This window comes from Stenotrophomonas sp. TWI1149 (genome assembly GCF_039673155.1).
Classification (GTDB): domain Bacteria; phylum Pseudomonadota; class Gammaproteobacteria; order Xanthomonadales; family Xanthomonadaceae; genus Stenotrophomonas; species Stenotrophomonas maltophilia_AA.
On sequence record NZ_JBDJLB010000006.1, the window covers coordinates 146,152 to 165,506 of the forward strand.

General features: G+C 69.0%; 17 protein-coding genes. 13 read left to right on the plus strand and 4 right to left on the minus strand.

Translation table 11 applies throughout. The features are described 5' to 3' along the window. Positions 1-110: 110 nt before the first annotated feature. The gene (gene leuS / locus ABE424_RS08915) at positions 111-2,759 is read right to left on the minus strand and encodes a leucine--tRNA ligase (protein WP_346492460.1); all 2,649 of its coding nucleotides are present in this window, start codon (positions 2,757-2,759) and stop codon (positions 111-113) included. A 186-nt stretch (positions 2,760-2,945) separates the two neighbouring features. Next, a complete protein-coding gene (locus tag ABE424_RS08920) occupies positions 2,946-3,557 on the minus strand; it encodes a DUF998 domain-containing protein (RefSeq protein ID WP_176989236.1) in 612 nt (203 codons plus the stop codon). Positions 3,558-3,682: 125 nt separating this feature from the next. Between ABE424_RS08920 and trxA the strand changes: the two genes are divergently transcribed. The 5 genes from trxA (at position 3,683) to ABE424_RS08945 (ending at position 9,365) form a co-directional block, all read left to right on the plus strand. Then, positions 3,683-4,546 carry a thioredoxin gene (gene trxA, locus ABE424_RS08925; RefSeq protein ID WP_346492459.1) on the plus strand — a complete coding sequence of 288 codons (864 nt, stop codon included), beginning with the start codon at positions 3,683-3,685 and terminating at the stop codon, positions 4,544-4,546. 284 nt (positions 4,547-4,830) lie between these two features. Continuing rightward, positions 4,831-6,420, plus strand: coding sequence for a FecR domain-containing protein (locus ABE424_RS08930; protein ID WP_346492464.1), 1,590 nt, complete (start codon positions 4,831-4,833; stop codon positions 6,418-6,420). Then, positions 6,417-8,048 carry a CHASE2 domain-containing protein gene (locus tag ABE424_RS08935; protein ID WP_346492458.1) on the plus strand — a complete coding sequence of 544 codons (1,632 nt, stop codon included), beginning with the start codon at positions 6,417-6,419 and terminating at the stop codon, positions 8,046-8,048. The genes ABE424_RS08930 and ABE424_RS08935 overlap by 4 nt, the downstream gene beginning before the upstream one ends. Positions 8,049-8,117: 69 nt before the next feature. Then, positions 8,118-8,582, plus strand: coding sequence for a DUF4442 domain-containing protein (locus ABE424_RS08940; protein WP_346492457.1), 465 nt, complete (start codon positions 8,118-8,120; stop codon positions 8,580-8,582). Between the two features lie 51 nt (positions 8,583-8,633). Then, a complete protein-coding gene (locus ABE424_RS08945) occupies positions 8,634-9,365 on the plus strand; it encodes a hypothetical protein (protein ID WP_346492456.1) in 732 nt (243 codons plus the stop codon). Between the two features lie 22 nt (positions 9,366-9,387). On the opposite strand, the gene ABE424_RS08950 is transcribed toward ABE424_RS08945, so the two are convergent. Beyond that, the gene (locus ABE424_RS08950) at positions 9,388-10,659 is read right to left on the minus strand and encodes a hypothetical protein (protein ID WP_346492455.1); all 1,272 of its coding nucleotides are present in this window, start codon (positions 10,657-10,659) and stop codon (positions 9,388-9,390) included. A 99-nt stretch (positions 10,660-10,758) separates the two neighbouring features. On the opposite strand from ABE424_RS08950, the gene ABE424_RS08955 reads away from it, so the two are divergent. The 8 genes from ABE424_RS08955 to rnfB all read left to right on the plus strand — a co-directional run bounded on the left by ABE424_RS08955 (position 10,759) and on the right by rnfB (position 18,875). Beyond that, positions 10,759-11,436, plus strand: coding sequence for a DUF502 domain-containing protein (locus tag ABE424_RS08955; protein ID WP_070425632.1), 678 nt, complete (start codon positions 10,759-10,761; stop codon positions 11,434-11,436). Between the two features lie 131 nt (positions 11,437-11,567). After that, positions 11,568-13,484 (plus strand): DUF885 family protein, encoded by a 1,917-nt coding sequence (locus ABE424_RS08960; protein ID WP_346492454.1) that lies wholly within the window; start codon positions 11,568-11,570, stop codon positions 13,482-13,484. 57 nt (positions 13,485-13,541) lie between these two features. Continuing rightward, positions 13,542-14,582 carry a serine hydrolase domain-containing protein gene (locus ABE424_RS08965; RefSeq protein ID WP_346492463.1) on the plus strand — a complete coding sequence of 347 codons (1,041 nt, stop codon included), beginning with the start codon at positions 13,542-13,544 and terminating at the stop codon, positions 14,580-14,582. Then, positions 14,579-14,998: a VOC family protein gene (locus ABE424_RS08970; RefSeq protein ID WP_346492453.1), complete on the plus strand. Its 420-nt coding sequence runs from the start codon at positions 14,579-14,581 to the stop codon at positions 14,996-14,998. Before ABE424_RS08965 ends, ABE424_RS08970 begins: the two co-directional genes overlap by 4 nt. Positions 14,999-15,099: 101 nt before the next feature. Beyond that, on the plus strand, positions 15,100-15,543 hold the full coding sequence (locus ABE424_RS08975) for a DUF2147 domain-containing protein (RefSeq protein ID WP_070425636.1): 444 nt from the start codon (positions 15,100-15,102) through the stop codon (positions 15,541-15,543). A 97-nt stretch (positions 15,544-15,640) separates the two neighbouring features. Further along, a complete protein-coding gene (metG, locus tag ABE424_RS08980; protein WP_346492452.1) occupies positions 15,641-17,719 on the plus strand; it encodes a methionine--tRNA ligase in 2,079 nt (692 codons plus the stop codon). Between the two features lie 60 nt (positions 17,720-17,779). Then, the gene (locus ABE424_RS08985; RefSeq protein ID WP_346492451.1) at positions 17,780-18,421 is read left to right on the plus strand and encodes an HAD family hydrolase; all 642 of its coding nucleotides are present in this window, start codon (positions 17,780-17,782) and stop codon (positions 18,419-18,421) included. Positions 18,422-18,449: 28 nt separating this feature from the next. Next, complete coding sequence (gene rnfB, locus ABE424_RS08990) at positions 18,450-18,875, plus strand: Rnf electron transport complex subunit RnfB (protein WP_346492450.1); 426 nt, start codon at positions 18,450-18,452, stop codon at positions 18,873-18,875. 43 nt (positions 18,876-18,918) lie between these two features. Here the strand turns inward: rnfB and ABE424_RS08995 are convergent, their stop codons facing one another. Continuing rightward, a complete protein-coding gene (locus ABE424_RS08995; protein WP_019183404.1) occupies positions 18,919-19,266 on the minus strand; it encodes a RidA family protein in 348 nt (115 codons plus the stop codon). Positions 19,267-19,355 lie beyond the last annotated feature (89 nt).

Genomic DNA, 19,355 nt, shown 5'->3' on the forward strand with positions numbered 1-19,355 from the left:
GGATGCCGCGTGAACAGGACTTGATACCGGACCGCCCGCGCGGCGCCGCCCGTATCGGTCCCTGGAGATCCGTGCCACCGGGCGCGCAGGCACCCGGTAGCACGACAGGATCAGCCCTGCGGGGCCGCCACGATGTTCACGATCTTGCCGGGCACGATGATGATCTTGCGCACGGTCAGACCTTCCAGGAACTTGGCTGCGTTCGGCTCGGCCAGGCCCAGTGCTTCGATCTGGTCGCGCGGGGCATCGGCGGCGACGTCGATGGTGCCGCGCAGCTTGCCGTTGACCTGCACCGCCAGCGTCACCGCGTCGCGCACCAGCGCGGCCGGATCGGCCTGCGGGAACGCCTGGTCTTCCAGCAGTTCCTCGGCGTGGCCCAGCACCTGCCACAGCGCGTGGCTGGCATGCGGGGTGATCGGATTGAGCAGCAGCACGGTGGCACGCAGCGCTTCCTGGCGGACCGCACGGCCCTGCTCGCTGACGTCATCGAACTTGGCCAGCGCGTTCATCAGTTCCATCACCGCGGCGATCGCGGTGTTGAAGCTGTGGCGGCGGCCGTAGTCGTCGCCGACCTTGCCGATGGTTTCATGCGTCTTGCGACGCAGCGCCTTCTGCTCGGCGTTCAGTGCGGCCACGTCCAGCGCCGGGGCGGCACCGTCGGCGGCGTGCTTCTGCACCTGTGCCCACAGGCGGCGCAGGAAGCGGGCCATGCCGTCCACGCCGGCTTCGTTCCACTCCAGCGACTGTTCCGGCGGCGCGGCGAACATCGAGAACAGGCGCACGGTATCGGCGCCGTACTTGCCCACCATCACCTGCGGGTCCACGCCGTTGTTCTTGGACTTGGACATCTTCTCGGTACCACCGATCACCACCGGCTGGCCGTCGGCGATCAGGGTCGCGCCGACGATGCGGCCGCGCTCGTCGCGCTGCACATCGACATCGGCCGGGTTGATCCAGTCCTTGGAGCCGTCCGGGTTCGGGCGGTAGTAGGTTTCGGCGATCACCATGCCCTGGCACAGCAGGTTCTGCGCCGGCTCGTTGCTGTCCACCATGCGCGCATCACGCAGCAGCTTGTGGAAGAAACGGAAGTACATCAGGTGCAGGATCGCGTGCTCGATGCCGCCGATGTACTGATCGACCGGCAGCCAGTAGTTGCCGCGCTTGTCGACCGCATCACGGGCACCCGGCGAGGTGTACCGCGCGTAGTACCAGCTCGACTCCATGAAGGTGTCGAAGGTGTCGGTCTCGCGCTCGGCCGCGCCGCCGCAGTCCGGGCAGGTGGTCTTGCGCCATTCCGGATCGGCCTTGATCGGCGAACCGGTGCCGACGAAGTTGACGTTCTCCGGCAGGATCACCGGCAGCTGCTCTTCCGGTACCGGCAGGGCGCCGCACTTCGGGCAGTAGATCACCGGGATCGGGCAGCCCCAGTAGCGCTGGCGGCTCACGCCCCAGTCGCGCAGGCGATAGTTGACGCGACGCTGGCCCTGGGCCTTGCGCTCGAAACGCTCGGCCAGTGCCTCGAAGGCGCCCTGGAAATCCAGCCCGTCGAACTCTTCGGAGTTGACCAGCTCGGTCTCGCGGGTCTTGTCGCCGTACCAGTCCTGCCAGCGGGTGGCGTCGTACGCGCTTTCTTCCTTGCGCAGCGACTTCAACGCGATGACCTGGCGGATCGGCAGGCCGTACTTGTTGGCGAATTCATTGTCGCGCTGGTCGTGGCCGGGGACGGCCATCACCGCGCCGGTGCCGTAGCCCATCAGCACGAAGTTGGCGACCCACACCGGCACCTGGGCACCGGTGACCGGATGGATGGCACGCAGGCCGGTGTCCATGCCGCGCTTTTCCTGGGTTTCCAGTTCAGCCTCGGACACGCCGCCCTGCTTCATCTCGGCCAGCAGCGCGGCCAGCGCCGGGTTGGACTTCGCCGCGTGCTGGGCCAGCGGATGCTCGCCGGCGATGGACACGAAGGTCACGCCCATCACGGTGTCCGGACGGGTGGTGAACACGCGCAGCGGGTCCAGCGTGCTGCCGTCGGCATCGCGCACGTCGAACTGGATCTCCAGCCCTTCCGAGCGGCCGATCCAGTTGCGCTGCATGGTCTTGACCGAATCCGGCCAGCCCGGCAGTTCGTCCAGGCCGTCCAGCAGCTCCTGGGCGTAATCGGTGATGCGCAGGAACCACTGCGGGATCTCGCGCTTTTCCACCAGTGCGCCGGAGCGCCAGCCACGGCCGTCGATGACCTGCTCGTTGGCCAGCACGGTCTGGTCGATCGGGTCCCAGTTCACCACCGCGTTGCGGCGGTAGGCCAGGCCCTTGCGCATCAGGCGGGTGAACATGCGCTGCTCGTGCACGTAGTACTCGGGCGTGCAGGTGGCGAACTCGCGCGACCAGTCGATCGCATAGCCCATGGCCTTGAACTGGCCCCGCATGTGCTCGATGTTGGCGTAGGTCCACTTGGCCGGCGCGGTCTTGTTCTTGATCGCCGCGTTCTCGGCCGGCAGGCCGAACGCATCCCAGCCCATCGGCTGCAGCACGTTGTGACCGGTCATCCGCTTGTAGCGGCTGATCACGTCGCCGATCGTGTAGTTGCGCACGTGGCCCATGTGCAGCGCACCGGACGGATACGGCAGCATCGAAAGGCAGTAGAACTTCGGCTTCTCCGAAGTCTCGGTGACCTCGAAGGCACGGGTGGCATCCCAATACTGCTGGGCGGCGGATTCAACCTGCTGCGGATCGTAAACGTTGGGTTCGACGCTGGTCATAAAAACGCTAGTGCGGCGGCAAAGCGGCACAGGGTACCGCAGTGCGGCAAAGGGCTCCAATCGACGGTGCCCACCGCATCGCCCAAACCCGTCATCTCATTGAATTGACTGGAGATTGGCCGAATACGTCATCGCCCTGCCCCGGCTCCGGCGCGGTGCCGGGGCGCAGCGGCAGGCGAACCACGCTCAGGCGCGGCGCGCGCCCGGGGCCAGCGGCAGCACCGCGACCAGCCAGACCAGCCACACACCGAAGGCCACCCGCTGGGCCAGCGGCGCCGGCAGCAGCACCTGCAGCGCGAAGGCCGACAGCAGCACGCCCAGCCCGCAGGCCAGGTGCAGCGCGCCCACGGCCCGCCACGCCGGCAGCCGCAGCGCGCCGATCCCGGACATCACCGCCCCGGGCACGAAGGCCAGCACCCAGACCATCCACGCACTGGCGTGGTACTGGCTGGCGGGATTGTCCAGATCGCTGGTATCCAGCGGCAACACCCCCATCGCGGTGAAGCCGACCCCGGCCAGCATCAGCAGCTGCGCGCCCACCCGCATCGACCACGGCGCCGTCCGCGGCACACGCAGCAGCAGGCGCAGGGCGACGAGGCTGGCGAGCAGGCCCGGCAGCGCGAAGCCGACGATGTTGAACGCCAGCGCATGCGGCACGCCCATCGCGCCGAGCAGCGCGACCGGGTGGCCGATCGGATCGAACAGCGGCAGCGCTGCGCCGAAGCCCAGCACTGCGCCCACGAACAACACGGCGGCGGCAATGCCGAGCGCACGTTCCCAACGATGAAGTCCCGACATGCTGCACCCGGCCTGTTCACAAGGCCTGCATTGTCGCCGTTCCCGGCCGATTCCGCCCGTGGGGTTGCGTCCGGCGGCGGGCGGCACCATACACTTCCTCTCCAGTTTCCCGTTGATCTGAAACCATGAGCGATCTGCCGCACGTATTTGACGCCACCACCGAGACCTTCGAGACCGAGGTCCTGCAGAAATCCCTGCAGACCCCCGTGCTGGTCGATTTCTGGGCCACCTGGTGCGGCCCCTGCAAGACCCTGGGCCCGATGCTGGAAAAGCTGGCCGGCGAATACCACGGTGCCTTCGAGCTGGCCAAGGTCGATGTCGACAAGGAACAGCAGATCGCGGCCGCCTTCCAGATCCGCTCGGTGCCGACCGTGTTCCTGGTCAAGGGCGGGCAGATCGTCGATGGTTTCCCCGGCGCGGTACCGGAAGGTCAACTGCGCGAGTTCCTGAGCCAGCATGGCGTGGTGCCGCTGGAGGCCGCTCCCGAGGCCGAGGAGGTAGCCGAATCCGCCCCGCTCGATCCGCAGGCGCAGGTCGACGTGCTGCGCGCGGCCATCGCCGCCGAGCCGGACAAGGAAGAACTCAAGCTCGACCTTGCCCTGGCCCTGCTGCAGACCGGCGCCACCGCCGAAGCCACGGCACTGATCGATGCGCTGCCGGCCAATCTGTCCACCGATGATCGCGCCGTGCGCGCCCGGGCCCGCCTGGAGTTCGCCAGCGCGCTGCAGGATGCCCCGGCCGCCGAAGTACTGGACGCCCGCATCGCGGCCAATGGCGATGACCTGCAGGCCCGCCATCTGCGTGGCGTGCAACTGCTGCTGTCCGGACAGGACGCCGCCGCGCTGGAGCAGTTCCTGGACATGCTGCGCAGGGACCGCACGTATGACGACGGTCGCCCGCGCAAGCTGCTGATCGACGCCTTCAAGGTGATCGAGGATGAAGATCTTGTCGGCCAGTACCGCCGCCGGATGGCGTCGCTGCTGTTCTGATCGATCAGGGCCGGCGCCTGCCGGGGCGCTGGCCTAGCGAAGATGCCTATCCGAACACTCTTGTTCGATGTGTGACGTGAATCACGTTCAGAAACCCTGCACGGCTCCCGGGCAATAATGCCGCCGCGGCCCATTGGAGGCCGCGATCCATCGGGGAGGATGAGGTCTGGGCCATGGCGGCCTACTTGGCTGCGCCCCGCCTTGCAGGGCCGTGAACGACCGTGAGATTGACCCGATTGCCTTGTTTCTCTTTGGTTGCCCGCCTGCTGGTGCTGGTGGCCTTGATGCTGTCCGCCGCGCCGCTCCTGGCCCAGGACTGGACCTACCGGGTCCGGCCCGGCGATACGATCTGGGACCTCAGCGCCCGCTACCTCAAGCCGACCATCGCCTGGGAACAGCTGCAGTCGCACAACCGCATCGCCGATCCGTACCGCCTGCCGCCCGGCAGCCAGCTGCGCTTCCCGGTGGCCTGGCTGCAGGTACAGCCCGCCCCGGCGCGGGTGCTCGCCGTCCGCGGCCCGGTGCAGAGCCAGGCCGACGGTCAGCCTCGCCGCGATGTGCTGGAAGGCGATCTGCTGCGGATCGGCCAGGAACTTGTCACCGGCGAGGATGCCAGCGTCACCGTGGTGTTCGCCGATGACTCGCGCCTGCAGCTGCGCGAACGTTCGCGCCTGCGCTTCGATCAGCTCTCCCGCTACGGTCACACCGGCATGGTCGACACCCGCCTGCGCCTGGAGCAGGGCCGCGCCAGCAACCGGGTGACGCCGGCCAACGGCCCGGCGTCGCGCTACATCATCGATGCCCCCACCGCGACCAGCAGCGTGCGTGGCACCGTGTTCCGGGTCAGCGCCGGCCTTGAGGGCCGCGGCGCGGCGACCGAAGTGCTGGAAGGGCGCGTGCAGGTCGGCAACCGCCGCGGCCAGCGCCTGGTCACCCGTGGCCAGGCCACGCGCAGCCCCTCGCTGGATACGCGACCCGCTGGCCTGGAGGCCCTGCTGCCCGCGCCCGTGCTCTCCACCGATCCGCAGCGGCTGGCCACCCTGCCCGCAGCCCTGGCCTGGCAGCCGGTGACGGACGCCGTCGGCTACCGGATCGAAGTCGTCCGTGCCGATCAACCCGACGTGCTGCTGTTCGCGCGCGACACCGACGCCACCGCGCTCACCCTGCCCGACCTGCCGCCGGGCGATCTGCGCGTGCTGGTGCGCGCGGTCAGCGCGGCGCAGGTGGAAGGCCTGGATGCCGGGCAGGATTTCGAGGTGCGTGACCAGCCGGTCGCACCGCTGACCGTGCGCCCGCTGCATGGCCAGACCGTCAACAGCGCGCGACCGCGCTTCGAGTGGGCCCGCGTTGCCGATGCCGAGCGCACCGTGCTGCAGATCGCCCGCGATCCGCAGTTCCTCGCCCCGGTGCTGGAGCAGGACGGCCGCGGCACGCAGCTGCGCCCGGGCCAGGACCTGGCGCCGGGTGACTATGTCTGGCGGGTGGCGTCGGTGGACCGCAACGGCCATCGCGGCCGGTTCGGCCAGCCCCTCCCGCTGACCCTCACCGATCTGCCGGTCGACCCGGCCCTGCAGCCGCCCGAAGCCGCCAAAGGCCAGCTGACCCTGCGCTGGCAGGCCGGCGAACCCGGCCAGCGCTACCGCGTGCAGCTGGACCGTCGCGGCGATTTCAGCGCGCCGCTGCTCGACCGCGAGCTCGACCAGCCGGAGGTGTCGATCAAGCGCCCCTGGCGCGGCACGCTGCACGTGCGCGTCCAGTACATCGACGAGGACGGGTACGCCGGTCCGTTTTCGCCGGCGCAGCAGATCGCCCTGCCGTGCCGCACCTGTTACGCCGCCGGGGGTGGTGCACTGCTGTTGTGGCTGCTGTTGTGACTCCCCTGCACCTGCCCTGGCCGCAACGCATCGTGCTGGCCGCCCTGGTCGGTGCGCTGGCGGTCGTGGCCAGTCACGGGCAGTGGTTCTGGAAACAGGATGAGGCGGTCTACGACGCGTACGTCGGCGGCTGGGAGTACACGCCGGATGCGCGCCTGCTGATCGTGGCGATCGACGACAACAGCCTGCAGCAGCTTGGGCAGTGGCCGTGGCCGCGCGGCACCCACGCACGCCTGCTGGACCGGCTCACCGACGCCGGCGCCGAGCGCGTGGTGCTGGACCTGGTGCTGTCCGAACCGGACCGCCAGGACAGCACCCAGGATGCGGAACTGGCGGCGGCGATCCGCCGCAACGGACACGTGGTGCTGCCGGTGCTGGCCGCGCCCGCCAGTGGCCCGCGCATGGCCGAGGAACTGCTGCCGATCCCGCTGATCGCCGCCAACGCAGCCGGCCTGGGCCACACTGATATCGAAGTCGACGGCGATGGCGTCGCGCGTGGGCTGTACCTCACCGCCGGGATCGGCGCACCGCACTGGCCGGCGCTTGGACTGGCACTGGCCGACACGCAGGGTCCGCTGCCCGGCCTGCACGACGACCAGCCGACGGTGGCCTCACCCTACCAGTGGCGCCGCGACCATTACGTGCGCGTGCGCTACGCCGGACCGCCCGAACGCTTCCCGCAGGCGTCCTACGCGGATGTGCTCGACGGCGACGTCGACCCGGCGCTGCTGCGCGGGCGCCTGGTGCTGGTCGGCATGACCGCCAGCGGCGTCGCGACGCGACTGCTCACCCCGACCACCCGCGAGCGCTGGATGAGTGGCAGCGAGTACCAGGCCAATGTCGCCTCGATGCTGCTTGCCGACAAGGTGATCAACCCGCTGCCGCCGGCGTGGCAGAGCGCCCTCACCGGGCTGCTGGTGGCGCTGTGCTGCCTGTTGCTGACGCTGCCGCGGGCGTGGCTGAGCGGGGTGCTCGCCCTGCCGCTGACGCTGCTGCTCAGCTTCGTGCTGCTGCGTGCGGGCCATCTGTGGTTCGCACCGGCCGCGGCCTTGACCGGCATGTTGACCGTCCTGCTGGGGTGGACGCTGTGGCGGGTGAGCGCCTGGCGGCGCCAGGCCAACAGCGATGCGCTCACCGGGTTGGGCAACCGGCTGCGCTTCGAGCAGACCCTGCAGGCCGAGCACGACGCCGGCCGCCGCAGCGGGCGGCCGCTGAGCCTGGTGCTGATCGACGTGGACCACTTCAAGCGCCACAACGATGAGTTCGGTCATCAGGCCGGCGACACCGTGCTGCGCCGGATCGCCCAGGAAATCCGTGCGCACGCGCGTCGACCGCGTGACATGGCCGCCCGCTTCGGCGGCGACGAGTTCGCGCTGATCCTGCCCGACACCACGCCGGAAGGCGCGGTGCAGGTGGTGCAGGACCTGGTGGCGCGGGCGCAGGGCCTGGAGATTCCGGCCGGCCGTGGCGCGACCACGCATATCACCCTGAGCGCCGGCGTGTTCACCCGCGTCCCGAGCCCCGGCACGGAACCGCGGCATTATTTCGAAGGGGCCGACGCGGCGCTGTACCAGGCCAAGGCCGCGGGGCGCAACGGCTATGCGGTCGACGACGGCGGCCCCGGCTGAGCTCCCACCGCCCACCATACGCAAGCGAATGGTAGACTCCGGTCACCTCCCCAGCGTGACGTGATCCGAATGAAGGCCTCCGTCTTCCGCCACGGCATCAATCTATGGCCGCCGTTCCTGTTCACCGGCATCCACGTGACCGATGTCAGCCCGGACTACCGCCATGTGCGCGTCGAGCTGCGCATGCGCCCGTGGAACCGCAACTACGTGGGCACGCATTTCGGCGGCAGCCTGTTCGCGATGACCGATCCATTCTGGATGCTCACCGTGATGCAGAACCTGGGACGCGATTACTACGTCTGGGATCGCGCCGGCGAGATCGAGTTCCTCAAGCCGGGCCGCGGCACGGTGGTGGCCGAGTTCCGGCTGGACGAGACACTGCTGGACCAGCTGCGTGCCGCCACCGCCAGCGGCGGGAAATACCTGCACTGGTTCAGCAATGACATCGTCGATGCCAACGGCGAGGTGATCGCCCGCGTGCGCAAGCAGGTCTACCTGCGGCTCAAGCCCGAAGCACGCCAGCGCGCGGGGTGAGTCATGTCGCGCTTGCTATGCTCGCGCGCCTGATCCACGCCCCGGAAGACCATGCGCCTGCTCCTGTTGACCCCGCTGCTGCTCACCGCCCTGACCGCGTCTGCGCAGGAACTGCTGATACCGCCGGTCGACTATCCGGTGCTGCCGGCGCGCGCCACCACGGCCGAGGATTTCCTGCCGTCCGGGTGGCGCATCGAGGAACAGCTCAGCGGCGATCTCAACGGCGACCAGCGCGATGATCTCGTGCTGGTGCTGCGCCAGCAGGATCCGCGCAACATCGTCGAACACGATGGCTTCGGCATCAGCCCGCTGGACAGCAACCCGCGCATGCTCGCCATTGCGTTCGCCGGTCCGGCGGGGGGGTACACGCTCGCCGCGCAGAACCACACGTTGATCACCCGCCACGAGGCGCCCAACCTGTCCGATGTCTTCGAAGACGGCCCCGGCGTCTCGATCGTGCGCGGCACGCTGCGCACCACGCTGTTCTTCTTCTCCAATGCCGGCAGCTGGTCGACCGGTTCGGCCAGCTTCACGTTCCGCTGGCAGGACGGCGCCTTTGCGTTGATCGGCTACGACAACAGCTCGCTGATGCGCAACTCGGGGCACACCGAAAGCCTGAGCATCAACTACGCGACCCGCCGCGTGCGCTACACCGAAGGCAGCATCGACTCGGACGAAGACAGCGTGCGCTGGGAGACGCTCACCTCGCCACGCCGCTGGACGCTGGAGACGGTGGGCGATGGCAGTGCATTCCAGCCGCTGGAAGTGATGGACGACCGCTAGAACACCGCCAACCGCGCGCCGCTCATCGTGCCGGCGCGCGCATCGGCACCCGCAGCGTCGGCCCCAGCTCGCCCACGACCACGCGCCGATCCACCTGCAACCACTGCCCCTCTTCGCTGAGTACCGGCGTGCGCGTGGGCGAACGCAGCGCCTCGGGCAACGTCTGCAGCGCCACGGACACCGCCACCGGCTGTTGCCGCAGCCAGCGCTGCGCCGCCACCAGGCGCAGCATCGCGGCGGCGTCCTGCGGGCGGCCCGCGTACTGCCGCATGTCCGGTCCGCTGATATTGGCCAGGGTGCAGCCCAGCGGATTGGCGATGCAGGCAAAGCGATCCTGTGCCGGTCCGGGAATCGGCATGGGCGCATCCCGCGCGGCCACCAGCTCGGCGCTGGCGGCGCATGCCCACGCGTAGCGCGGCGCGATCCGTGCCTGGGTGCGTGGCACATCCAACAGCAGGCGATTTCCCTCCACATCCCCACTCGACAGGCGCAGGCCCGCCCCGGCCAGCGCGAACTCACCGCGCATCGCGGTGCACAGGCTCTGCTCGTCGGGCGTCATTGGCGCCAGTGCAGCGTCGCAGACCGCAGGCACGGGCGCATCGGCGGGCAGTTCGACCAGGATGTCGGCCAGCACCCGCGCGTTGCTCTCCACCATCGCCGCGCCGATGATGCTGGTGACCAGGGTGTCGCCCTGCCCCGCCATCCGGCGCCCACTGAGGATGTCCCCACAGGCACCGGCGAGTGCGGCGCCACTGTTGCCACGCACATGGGCAAGCGCATGCGCGGACACCGGATCGAACACCGGCTGGAAGGCCGGCAGCGGCGCCATCGGGTCGGTGTCGAACAGTGCGAACGGGGAGACGAAGTGACCGTAGCCGGCGATCGCGGCCACGCGCTGGTGCAGCGCTTCATGGCCGGCGTGCGCGGCCTCGAAACGGTCGGGGTCGGCGCGCACCGCCTCGAGACAGCCGACGGCCCGGCGGCCGCAGCTCGCCGAGCCCGAAAGCGCGGTCGTGGGGTAGCGCCCGTCCGCGCTGGAGTCCTGGGGCCGCTGGCCGGGCGTCCCCTGCCGCCAACGCGCGGCATCCTGCGCCATCACGGCCTCGCGGCCGGCGGCATCCAGGCCGTCATGGCGCAGGGTCCACAACGCGCTGAAGCCATTCGCGCCGGGCGTGGGCAACGGTGCCTGCAGCAGCCGCATCGCCTCGCGCTGCTCGGCCGGCAGCGGCCAGAACCGCGAGGCCGCCCAGAGTCCGACCACGGCCAACAGCAGGCTCAGGATCGAGACGACCACCCATTTCAGTCCATTCCTCACCACAGTGTTCTCCCCGGACCCCGCGTCCTGCGGGGACCGGCAGCGTAAACCGGGCATCGCCCCCGCTACAATGCGCGGATGTCGCCCGAAGCCCCCCAACTCGTTCCGCGTCCCTCCCTGCAGCGGCTGTTCCTGACCGGCCTGCTGACCCTGCTGCCGATCTGGCTGACCTGGGTGGTGGTCAAATTCGTGTTCGTGCTGCTTTCGGGCATTTCCAGCCCGCTGGTGGTGCCGCTGTCCGAGCAGATCGCCGCCTCGTTCCCGCATTACCTGGGCTGGATCAAGGTCGAATGGATGCAGGACATCATCGCCCTGGCCGCCACCCTGCTGGTGATCCTGTCGGTGGGCGTGCTCAGCCGCCGCGTGATCGGCCAGCGCCTGCTGCGCTGGTTCGGTGCGGTGATCAAGCGCATCCCGCTGGCAAGCATCATCTATGACAGCGCCAAGAAGCTGCTGGACATGCTGCAGACCGAACCGGGCAGCACCCAGCGCGTGGTGCTGATCGACTTCCCGCATCGCGACATGAAGTCGGTCGGCCTGGTGACGCGGGTGATGAAGGAAGAAGGCAGCGGCCGCGAGCTGGCCGCCGTCTACGTACCCACCACCCCGAATCCGACCTCGGGCTATCTGGAAATCGTGCCGGTCGAGCTGTTGACGCCCACCGACTGGACCGTGGACCAGGCGATGAGCTTCATCATCTCCGGCGGCGCGGTCGCCCCGGAAACCATGCCGTTCACCCGCGCCGGCGATCGCTGATTCCTGCGGCAGCCCTGCGCTGCCGCAGCTGACTGGGCGCCGTACATGACAAAGCTGACCGGGGAGCGATGCTGGCCGTACGCAGGCGAATCGGGCAAGCTCCCGTGTCTGTGCGTTTACGGAAACAGCCGATGCCCCACCCCGCCCGCGCCCTGGCGCTTGCCATCGCCGCATTGATGGCCTTCAGCGCCGCCGCCCCGGCCGAAGCTGCCAAGAAAAAGGCCACCCGGCCCGCCGCGACGCAGTCCCGGCCCGCCGCCAAGCCCAAGGCCAAGCCGCGTGCACGCCCGGCCGCCGCCCCGGCCCGCCAGCCGCTGGTGCGCCAGCAGAGCAAGGCCGCCCAGCTGGACCGCATCTACGACGAGTACTGGGATGCCTCGATGCGGCTCAATCCGCTGCAGGCCACCTTCCAGGGCGACAGCCGCCACAACGACCAGCTCCCCAACATCCTCTCGGCCGCCTATCGGCAGCAGTCGCATGACTTCACCGTGGAATGGCTGGGCAAGGTCGAGAAGATCGGTCCGGACGGCCTGACCGGCCAGGACCTGCTCAGCTACGAGATCTTCGTGCGCGATGCGCGCATGTCGCTGGCGGCCGAGCAGTTCCCCGGCTGGATGCTGCCGGTGAGCCAGTACTACAACCTGGGCAGCATCATGGCCATCCTCGGCTCCGGCTCCGGCGCGCAACCGTTCAACACGGTGCAGGATTACGACGGCTGGTCGCGCCGCTCGCTGGGCATTCCCGCCCTGTTCGAGCAGGCCATCGCGAACATGCGCCAGGGCATGGCCGCCGGCGTGGTGCAGCCGCGCGATCTGATGGAAAAAGTGCTGCCGCAGCTGGATGCGGTGATCAAGCCGACCGCCGAAGAGAGCATCTTCTGGGCGCCGGTGCGCAACCTGCCCGAGGATTTTCCGGCGGCCGACAAGGCGCGGATCACCGCCGAGTACAAGCGCATGATCGAGTTCCGCATCATGCCGTCCTACCGCGCCCTGCGCGGTTTCATCGCCACCGAGTACCTGCCCGCCGCGCGCAGCACCGATGGCCTGGCCGGCCTGCCCGGCGGCAAGGCCTGGTATGCGCAGACCATCGTGCAGAGCACCGCCTCCACGCTGACGCCCGAGCAGATCCATGCACTGGCCGAACAGCGCGTGGCCTCGCTGCAGGCGCAGATCGCCACGATCATGAAAGAGAACAGGCTCCGCGGCTCGCAGCAGAAGCTGCTGCGCACCATGCGTACTGATCGCAATTTCCAGTACGCCAACGCCGATGCGCTGATCAACCGGTACAAGCAGCTGCAGAGCCAGGTCAATGCGCGCCTGCCGACCCTGCTCGGCACGCTGCCGAAGGCACCGATGGAGATCCGCGCGGTCGAGCCCGAGCGCGCGGCCACCGCCGGCGCGGTGAGCTACCAGCAGCCGCTGCCGGACGGGATGCGCCCGGGCGTGCTGTACATCAACACCGGCGATCTGCCGAGCCGCCGCCGCTGGTCCGCGCCGATGCAGTTCCTGCATGAGGGCATCCCGGGCCATCACGTGCAGCTGGGCCTGCAGCAGGAACTGGACAAGCTGCCGCGCTTCCGTCGCCTGGGCGGCGATATCGCCTTCGTCGAGGGCTGGGGCCTGTACGCCGAATCGCTGGGCGAGGAACTGGGCGTCTACCGGGATCCGTACGAGCGCATCGGCTACCTGCAGGCCGCGCTGACCCGCGCCGCGCGCATGTCCGCCGACACCGGCGTGCACGCGCAGGGCTGGAGCAAGCGCCAGGCGGTCGATTACCTGGTCAAGACCGCGGACATGAGCGCCGCCGATGCCACCGCCGAAGTCGAGCGCTTCATGGCCCTGCCCGGCCAGACCCTGGCCAATGGACTGGGCGAGCTGAAGATGATGGAGCTGCGCGACAAGGCAAAGGCGGCGCTGGGACCACGTTTCGATGCGCGTCGCTTCCACGAGGAAGTGCTGCGCGACGGCTCGATGCCGCTGGACATCCTGGATGCCAAGATCGCCCGCTGGATCGCCAGCCCAAATGGTGCGACAACACCTGCGCCCTGACCCCCGAAGGAAACGAGCATGCACATCGTCCGGCATCTGCGTGTGTGGATCAGTGCGATGTGCATCGCCGGGAGCGGTGCTGTCGCGGCAGCGCCGGTGCTGACGCCACCGGACCCGGGCATCGATGCGCTGATGCAGCGCTACGACGGCCAGGTTCCGGGTGCGGCGGTGCTGGTGCTGCACGACGGCAAACCGGTGTTCCGTCGCGGCTACGGGTTGGCGGTATTGGAAGATGGCACCGCGGTGACCGCGCAGACCAATTTCCGCCTGGCCTCGGTCAGCAAGCAGTTCACCGCCGCGGCGATCCTGCTGCTGGCCGAAGATGGCGCGCTGACCCTGGACGATCCGGTGAAGCGCTGGCTGCCCTCGCTGCCGGCCGCGGCGGATGCCATCACCCTGCGCCAGCTGCTCAGCCACACCGGCGGCCTGCTCGACTACGAAGACCTGATGGCCGCCGACGCGACCGCGCAGGTGCATGACCAGGATGTCCTGCATCTACTGGAAGGGCAGGATCGAACGTACTTCGCACCGGGCACGGCCTACCGCTACAGCAACAGCGGTTACGCGCTGCTGGCGCTGGTCGTCGGCAAGGCCTCCGGCACCGATTTCGCCCGCTTCCTGCGCCAGCGCATCTTCCTGCCGCTCGGCATGCGCGACAGCGTTGCCCACCAGGACGGCGTGGACGACATCGCGCGCCGCGCCTACGGTTACACCGAGCGCGACGGGCGCTGGCAGCGCACCGACCAGAGCCCGACCAGTGCGGTGCTCGGCGATGGCGGCGTGTATTCGTCGCTGGATGACCTGGCCCGCTGGGACGCGGCGCTGTATGACCAGCGCCTGCTGAAGGCGACATCGTTGAAGCAGATGTTCTCGCCTGCCACGCGCACCGCCGAGCCGGACGTGCCGTTCTACGGTTTCGGCTGGCGGCTCAACGGTGGCGCGCAGTGGCACAGCGGCGAGAGCATCGGCTTCCGCAACGTGATCCTGCGCTATCCGGCGCAGCGCCTCACGGTGATCGTGCTCAGCAACCGCAACGCCCCCGAACCCTATCCGCTGGCGCTGCAGATCGCCCGGCGCTGGCTGGACACCCTGCAATGAACGATACGCATGCTTCTTCCTTGATCGGCGTGCACCACGTAGCGTTGATCGCCGCGGACTACGCGCGCTCGAAGGCGTTCTACACGCGCGTGCTCGGGCTGCGGGTGATCGCCGAAAACTACCGGCAGGCGCGCGACTCCTGGAAGCTCGACCTGGCCCTGCCCGACGGCAGCCAGCTGGAGCTGTTCTCCTTCCCGGGCGCACCGCCCCGCCCCAGCCGCCCGGAGGCGCAGGGCCTGCGCCACCTGGCCTTCCGCGTGCACGCGCTGGAACCGATGATCGAGCGGCTGACCGCGGCCGGCGTGGCCTGCGAGCCGATCCGGGTGGACGAGTACACCGGCCGCCGGTTCACCTTCTTCGCCGACCCGGACGACCTGCCGCTGGAGCTGTACGAGATCCCGGCCGACGCCGGCTGAACCGTGCGCCGGGCACGTTCCGTACCGGAGCGAATGGGTATACAGTCGGCCCTGTACCGGCCGCCTGCGCCGGCGTTCACGGACATCCCTGGGAGGGGAACATGCGCAAGACTTTCAAGACCCTGTTGCTGGCGCTGCCGCTGATGATGGCCGCGATGTCGGCCAGCGCCGCCGACGGCGCCGTCGGCCGCTGGAAGACCATCGACGACAAGACCGGCAAGGTGAAGTCGATCGTGGAGATCACCCAGGCCACCAACGGCACCCTGACCGGCAAGGTCGTGGACATCCTGCACTCGGACAAGGGCCCCAATCCGGTCTGCGACGGCTGCGAGGGCGCCAACAAGAACAAGCCGGTCAAGGGCATGACCATCCTGTGGAACCTGAAGGCCGATGGCGCCAACGCCTGGTCCGGCGGCACCATCCTGGACCCGGGCAACGGCAAGACCTACAAGTCCAAGATGAAGCTGCAGACCGGCGGCGCCAAGCTGGACGTGTCCGGCTGCGTGGCCTTCATCTGCCGCGCCCAGACCTGGGTCCGCGAGTAAGCCCCGCGCGGGTTCCAGCCGCCGTAACCCGGCTTCGGCCGGGTTACTGCGTTTTGGCGTGCGATAATCCCCGGTTCCCCTGGCAACAGCGCCCATCATGACCCGCACCGCTCTCGTCACCACCGCCCTGCCCTACGCCAACGGCCCGCTGCACCTGGGCCACCTGGTCGGCTACATCCAGGCTGACATCTGGGTGCGCGCGCGTCGAATGAGCGGCGGCAAGACCTGGTTCGTCTGCGCCGATGACACCCATGGCACCCCGATCATGCTCGCGGCCGAAAAGGCCGGCGTGACCCCGGAGGCCTTCATCGCCAACATCCAGGCCAGCCATGAGCGCGATTTCGCCGCGTTCGGCGTCGCGTTCGACCACTACGACTCGACCAACTCGGCGGCCAACAAGGCGCTGACCGAAGCCTTCTACCTCAAGCTCGAGGCCGAAGGCCATATCGCGCGCCGCTCCGTGGCCCAGTTCTACGACCCGGCCAAAGGCATGTTCCTGCCGGACCGCTACATCAAGGGCATCTGCCCGAACTGTGGCACCCCGGACCAGTACGGCGACAACTGCGAAGTGTGTGGCGCCACCTACAGCCCGACCGACCTGAAGGACCCGAAATCGGTGATCTCCGGCGCCACGCCGGAAATCCGCGATTCGGAGCATTTCTTCTTCGAGGTCGGCCGCTTCGAAGGCTTCCTGCGCGAGTGGCTGGCCGGCGACGTCGCCCTGCCCGGCGTCAAGGCCAAGCTGGGTGAGTGGCTCAACGCCGAAGGCGGCCTGCGCGCGTGGGACATTTCGCGCGATGCGCCGTACTTCGGCTTCCAGATTCCGGGCCACCCGGGCAAGTACTTCTACGTCTGGCTCGACGCGCCGATCGGTTACCTGTCCAGCTTCCAGGCCCTTTGCGCGAAGACCGGCGAAGACTTCGACGCGCACCTGCGCGCCGGCACCAGCACCGAGCTGCACCACTTCATCGGCAAGGACATCGTGAACTTCCACGGTCTGTTCTGGCCGGCGGTGCTGCAGGGCACCGGCCACCGCGCGCCGACCCGCCTGCACGTCAACGGGTACCTGACCGTGGACGGCGCCAAGATGTCCAAGTCGCGCGGCACCTTCGTGATGGCCCGCACCTACCTGGATGAAGGGCTTGAACCGGAAGCGCTGCGCTATTACTTCGCGGCCAAGTCCTCCGGCGGCGTCGACGATCTCGACCTGAACCTGGGCGACTTCATCGCGCGCGTCAACGCGGACCTGGTCGGCAAGTTCGTCAACCTGGCCAGCCGCTGCGCCGGCTTCATCAGCAAGCGCTTCGAAGGCCGCCTGGCCGCTGCGCTGCCCGATGCGGCCCAGTACGACCGCTTCGTCGCCGCACTGGCGCCGATCCGCGAGGCGTACGAGCGCAACGATCCGGCCAGCGCGCTGCGCCAGACCATGGCACTGGCCGACGAGGCCAACCGCTACATCGACGATGAAAAGCCGTGGGTGATCGCCAAGCAGGAGGGCGCGGACGCGCAGCTGCAGTCGGTCTGCACCCAGGGCCTGAACCTGTTCCGCGTGCTGGTCACCGCGCTCAAGCCGGTACTGCCGGCCACCGCCGCGCAGGCCGAGGCCTTCCTGGCCGCGCCGGTGCACGCCTGGACCGACATCGCCGCCCCGCTGACCGCGCACACCATCGCGGTGTACGAGCCCCTGTTTACCCGTATCGACCCGAAAAAAATCGACGCCATGACCGACGCTTCCAAAGACACCCTGCAGGCCGCCACCCCGGCCCCCGCCGCCCCGGCCAAACCGGCCAAGCCCGCTGCCGCACCGGCACCGGTCGCTGCGGCCGATGGCGAGGCCGCACCGGCCTACATCGGCATCGACGACTTCGCCAAGCTGGATCTGCGCATCGGCAAGGTGCTGGTCTGCGAATTCGTGGAAGGCTCGGACAAGCTGCTGCGCTTCGAACTCGATGCCGGTGACCTGGGCAAGCGCCAGATCTTCTCCGGCATCCGCGCCAGCTACGGCGAGCCGGAACAGCTGGTGGGCCGCAGCGTGGTGTTCATCGCCAACCTGGCCCCGCGCAAGATGCGCTTCGGCCTGAGCGAAGGCATGATCCTGTCGGCCGGTTTCGACGGTGGCGCGCTCGCCCTGCTGGACGCCGACAGCGCCGCGCTGCCGGGCATGCCGGTCCGCTGACCGCGGCGGCAGGGCGGCCACGCGGTCGCCCTGCCACGCTCTTCTGCCTGGAGGTGTGGGTTGGAACTGGCGCTGTTCGATTTCGACCACACGGTCACCACCTGCGATACCTACGGCCGCTTCCTGCGCCGCGTGGCCACCCCCGAACAGCTTGCACGGGCCTGGTGGAAAGTGGGTCCGTGGCTGCTGGCCTACCGCCTCAAGCTGATCTCGGCCGAGCGCCTGCGCGCGCGCGTCACCCGCCTGACCTTCACCGACCGCCATGTCGAGGACATCACCGCCCAGGCCGCGGGCTATGCGCGTGACGTGCTGCCCGAGCTGATGCGGCCGGAGATGCTCGACCAGATCCACTGGCACCTCACGCAGCAGCACACCGTGGTGATCGTGTCCGGCTCGCTGGACCTGTATCTGCGCCCGTGGTGCGAGGCGCTGGGGCTGGACCTGATCTGCAACCGGCTGGAAAGCCGCGACGGACGCCTCACCGGGCGCTATGCCGAGGGCGACTGCGGGCCGCGCAAGGTGGAGCACATCCGCCGGCGTTACGACCTCGCGCGCTACCTGCGCATCCACGCCTACGGCGACAGCCGCGAAGACCGCCCGATGCTCGCGCTCGCCCACGAGCCCTGGTATCGCGGCAAGCCCATCAAGTCCCGTCGGGCGGAACCGGCGAGCACGCCCCCTGCCCGGCACAGCCGGGCCTGATGCCCCGCCGCGCAGCCACCGCCACGCCATGAGCCCCACCATCGACACCCTGACCGAACGCCTCGATCGACTGTTGCCGCAGACCCAATGCGGGCAATGCGGCTACGACGGCTGCCGCCCGTATGCCGAGGCCATGGCGCGTGGCGCGGCGGGCATCGATCACTGCCCGCCCGGCGGCGATGCCGGCGCGCGCGCGCTGGCGGATGTACTGGGCGTGCCGGCGGTGCCATTCGACCGCTCGCGCGGCGAACACAAGGCACCGCAGGTCGCGGTGGTGATCGAAGCGGACTGCATCGGCTGCACCAAATGCATCCAGGCCTGCCCGGTCGATGCGATCGTCGGCGGCGCCAAGTACATGCACACCGTCATCGCCGATCTGTGCACCGGCTGCGAGCTCTGCATCCCACCGTGTCCGGTGGACTGCATCGACCTGGTCAGCGCGCCCCGGCCGTAACGCGGGGCGCTGGACGCCTCGCGACGGCGGCGGGAGGGTACGGTTACGGCAGGGCCGCCGTCACCACGATCTCTACTTTCCAGCTCGGATCGGCCAGCTTGGCTTCCACCGTGGCGCGTGCCGGGGTCATGCCTGCCACCACCCACTCATCCCACGCGGCATTCATGCCGGCGAAATCGCCGATGTCGGCGAGGAAAATCTCCGCACGCAGGATGTGCTGCTTGTCGCTGGCCACCAGCGCCAGCAGCTTGTCGATTTCTTCCAGCACCTGGCGGGTCTGCCCGGTGATGTCTTGGCTGGTGTCTTCGGGGATCTGCCCGGAGAGATAGGCGACCTTGTTGTGCACGGTCATTTCGGACATGCGCGGGCCGACATCGAAACGTTCCAACATGGCGATTGCTCCTCTGGATGAAACGGCATTGTCACCGATGCGGCGCGCGCGTGCCGGGCCCTGCCTGCAAAGCGGCCACAGCATGCACA

Excerpts from the sequence above, each read along its gene's own strand:
- leuS (WP_346492460.1), bottom strand. The coding sequence starts at position 2,759 with ATGACCAGCGTCGAACCCAACGTTTACGATCCGCAGCAGGTTGAATCC.
- ABE424_RS08920 (WP_176989236.1), bottom strand. The coding sequence starts at position 3,557 with ATGTCGGGACTTCATCGTTGGGAACGTGCGCTCGGCATTGCCGCCGCC.
- trxA (WP_346492459.1), top strand. The coding sequence starts at position 3,683 with ATGAGCGATCTGCCGCACGTATTTGACGCCACCACCGAGACCTTCGAG.
- ABE424_RS08930 (WP_346492464.1), top strand. The coding sequence starts at position 4,831 with ATGCTGTCCGCCGCGCCGCTCCTGGCCCAGGACTGGACCTACCGGGTC.
- ABE424_RS08940 (WP_346492457.1), top strand. The coding sequence starts at position 8,118 with ATGAAGGCCTCCGTCTTCCGCCACGGCATCAATCTATGGCCGCCGTTC.
- ABE424_RS08945 (WP_346492456.1), top strand. The coding sequence starts at position 8,634 with ATGCGCCTGCTCCTGTTGACCCCGCTGCTGCTCACCGCCCTGACCGCG.
- ABE424_RS08955 (WP_070425632.1), top strand. The coding sequence starts at position 10,759 with ATGTCGCCCGAAGCCCCCCAACTCGTTCCGCGTCCCTCCCTGCAGCGG.
- ABE424_RS08960 (WP_346492454.1), top strand. The coding sequence starts at position 11,568 with ATGCCCCACCCCGCCCGCGCCCTGGCGCTTGCCATCGCCGCATTGATG.
- ABE424_RS08965 (WP_346492463.1), top strand. The coding sequence starts at position 13,542 with ATGTGCATCGCCGGGAGCGGTGCTGTCGCGGCAGCGCCGGTGCTGACG.
- ABE424_RS08970 (WP_346492453.1), top strand. The coding sequence starts at position 14,579 with ATGAACGATACGCATGCTTCTTCCTTGATCGGCGTGCACCACGTAGCG.
- ABE424_RS08975 (WP_070425636.1), top strand. The coding sequence starts at position 15,100 with ATGCGCAAGACTTTCAAGACCCTGTTGCTGGCGCTGCCGCTGATGATG.
- metG (WP_346492452.1), top strand. The coding sequence starts at position 15,641 with ATGACCCGCACCGCTCTCGTCACCACCGCCCTGCCCTACGCCAACGGC.
- rnfB (WP_346492450.1), top strand. The coding sequence starts at position 18,450 with ATGAGCCCCACCATCGACACCCTGACCGAACGCCTCGATCGACTGTTG.
- ABE424_RS08995 (WP_019183404.1), bottom strand. The coding sequence starts at position 19,266 with ATGTTGGAACGTTTCGATGTCGGCCCGCGCATGTCCGAAATGACCGTG.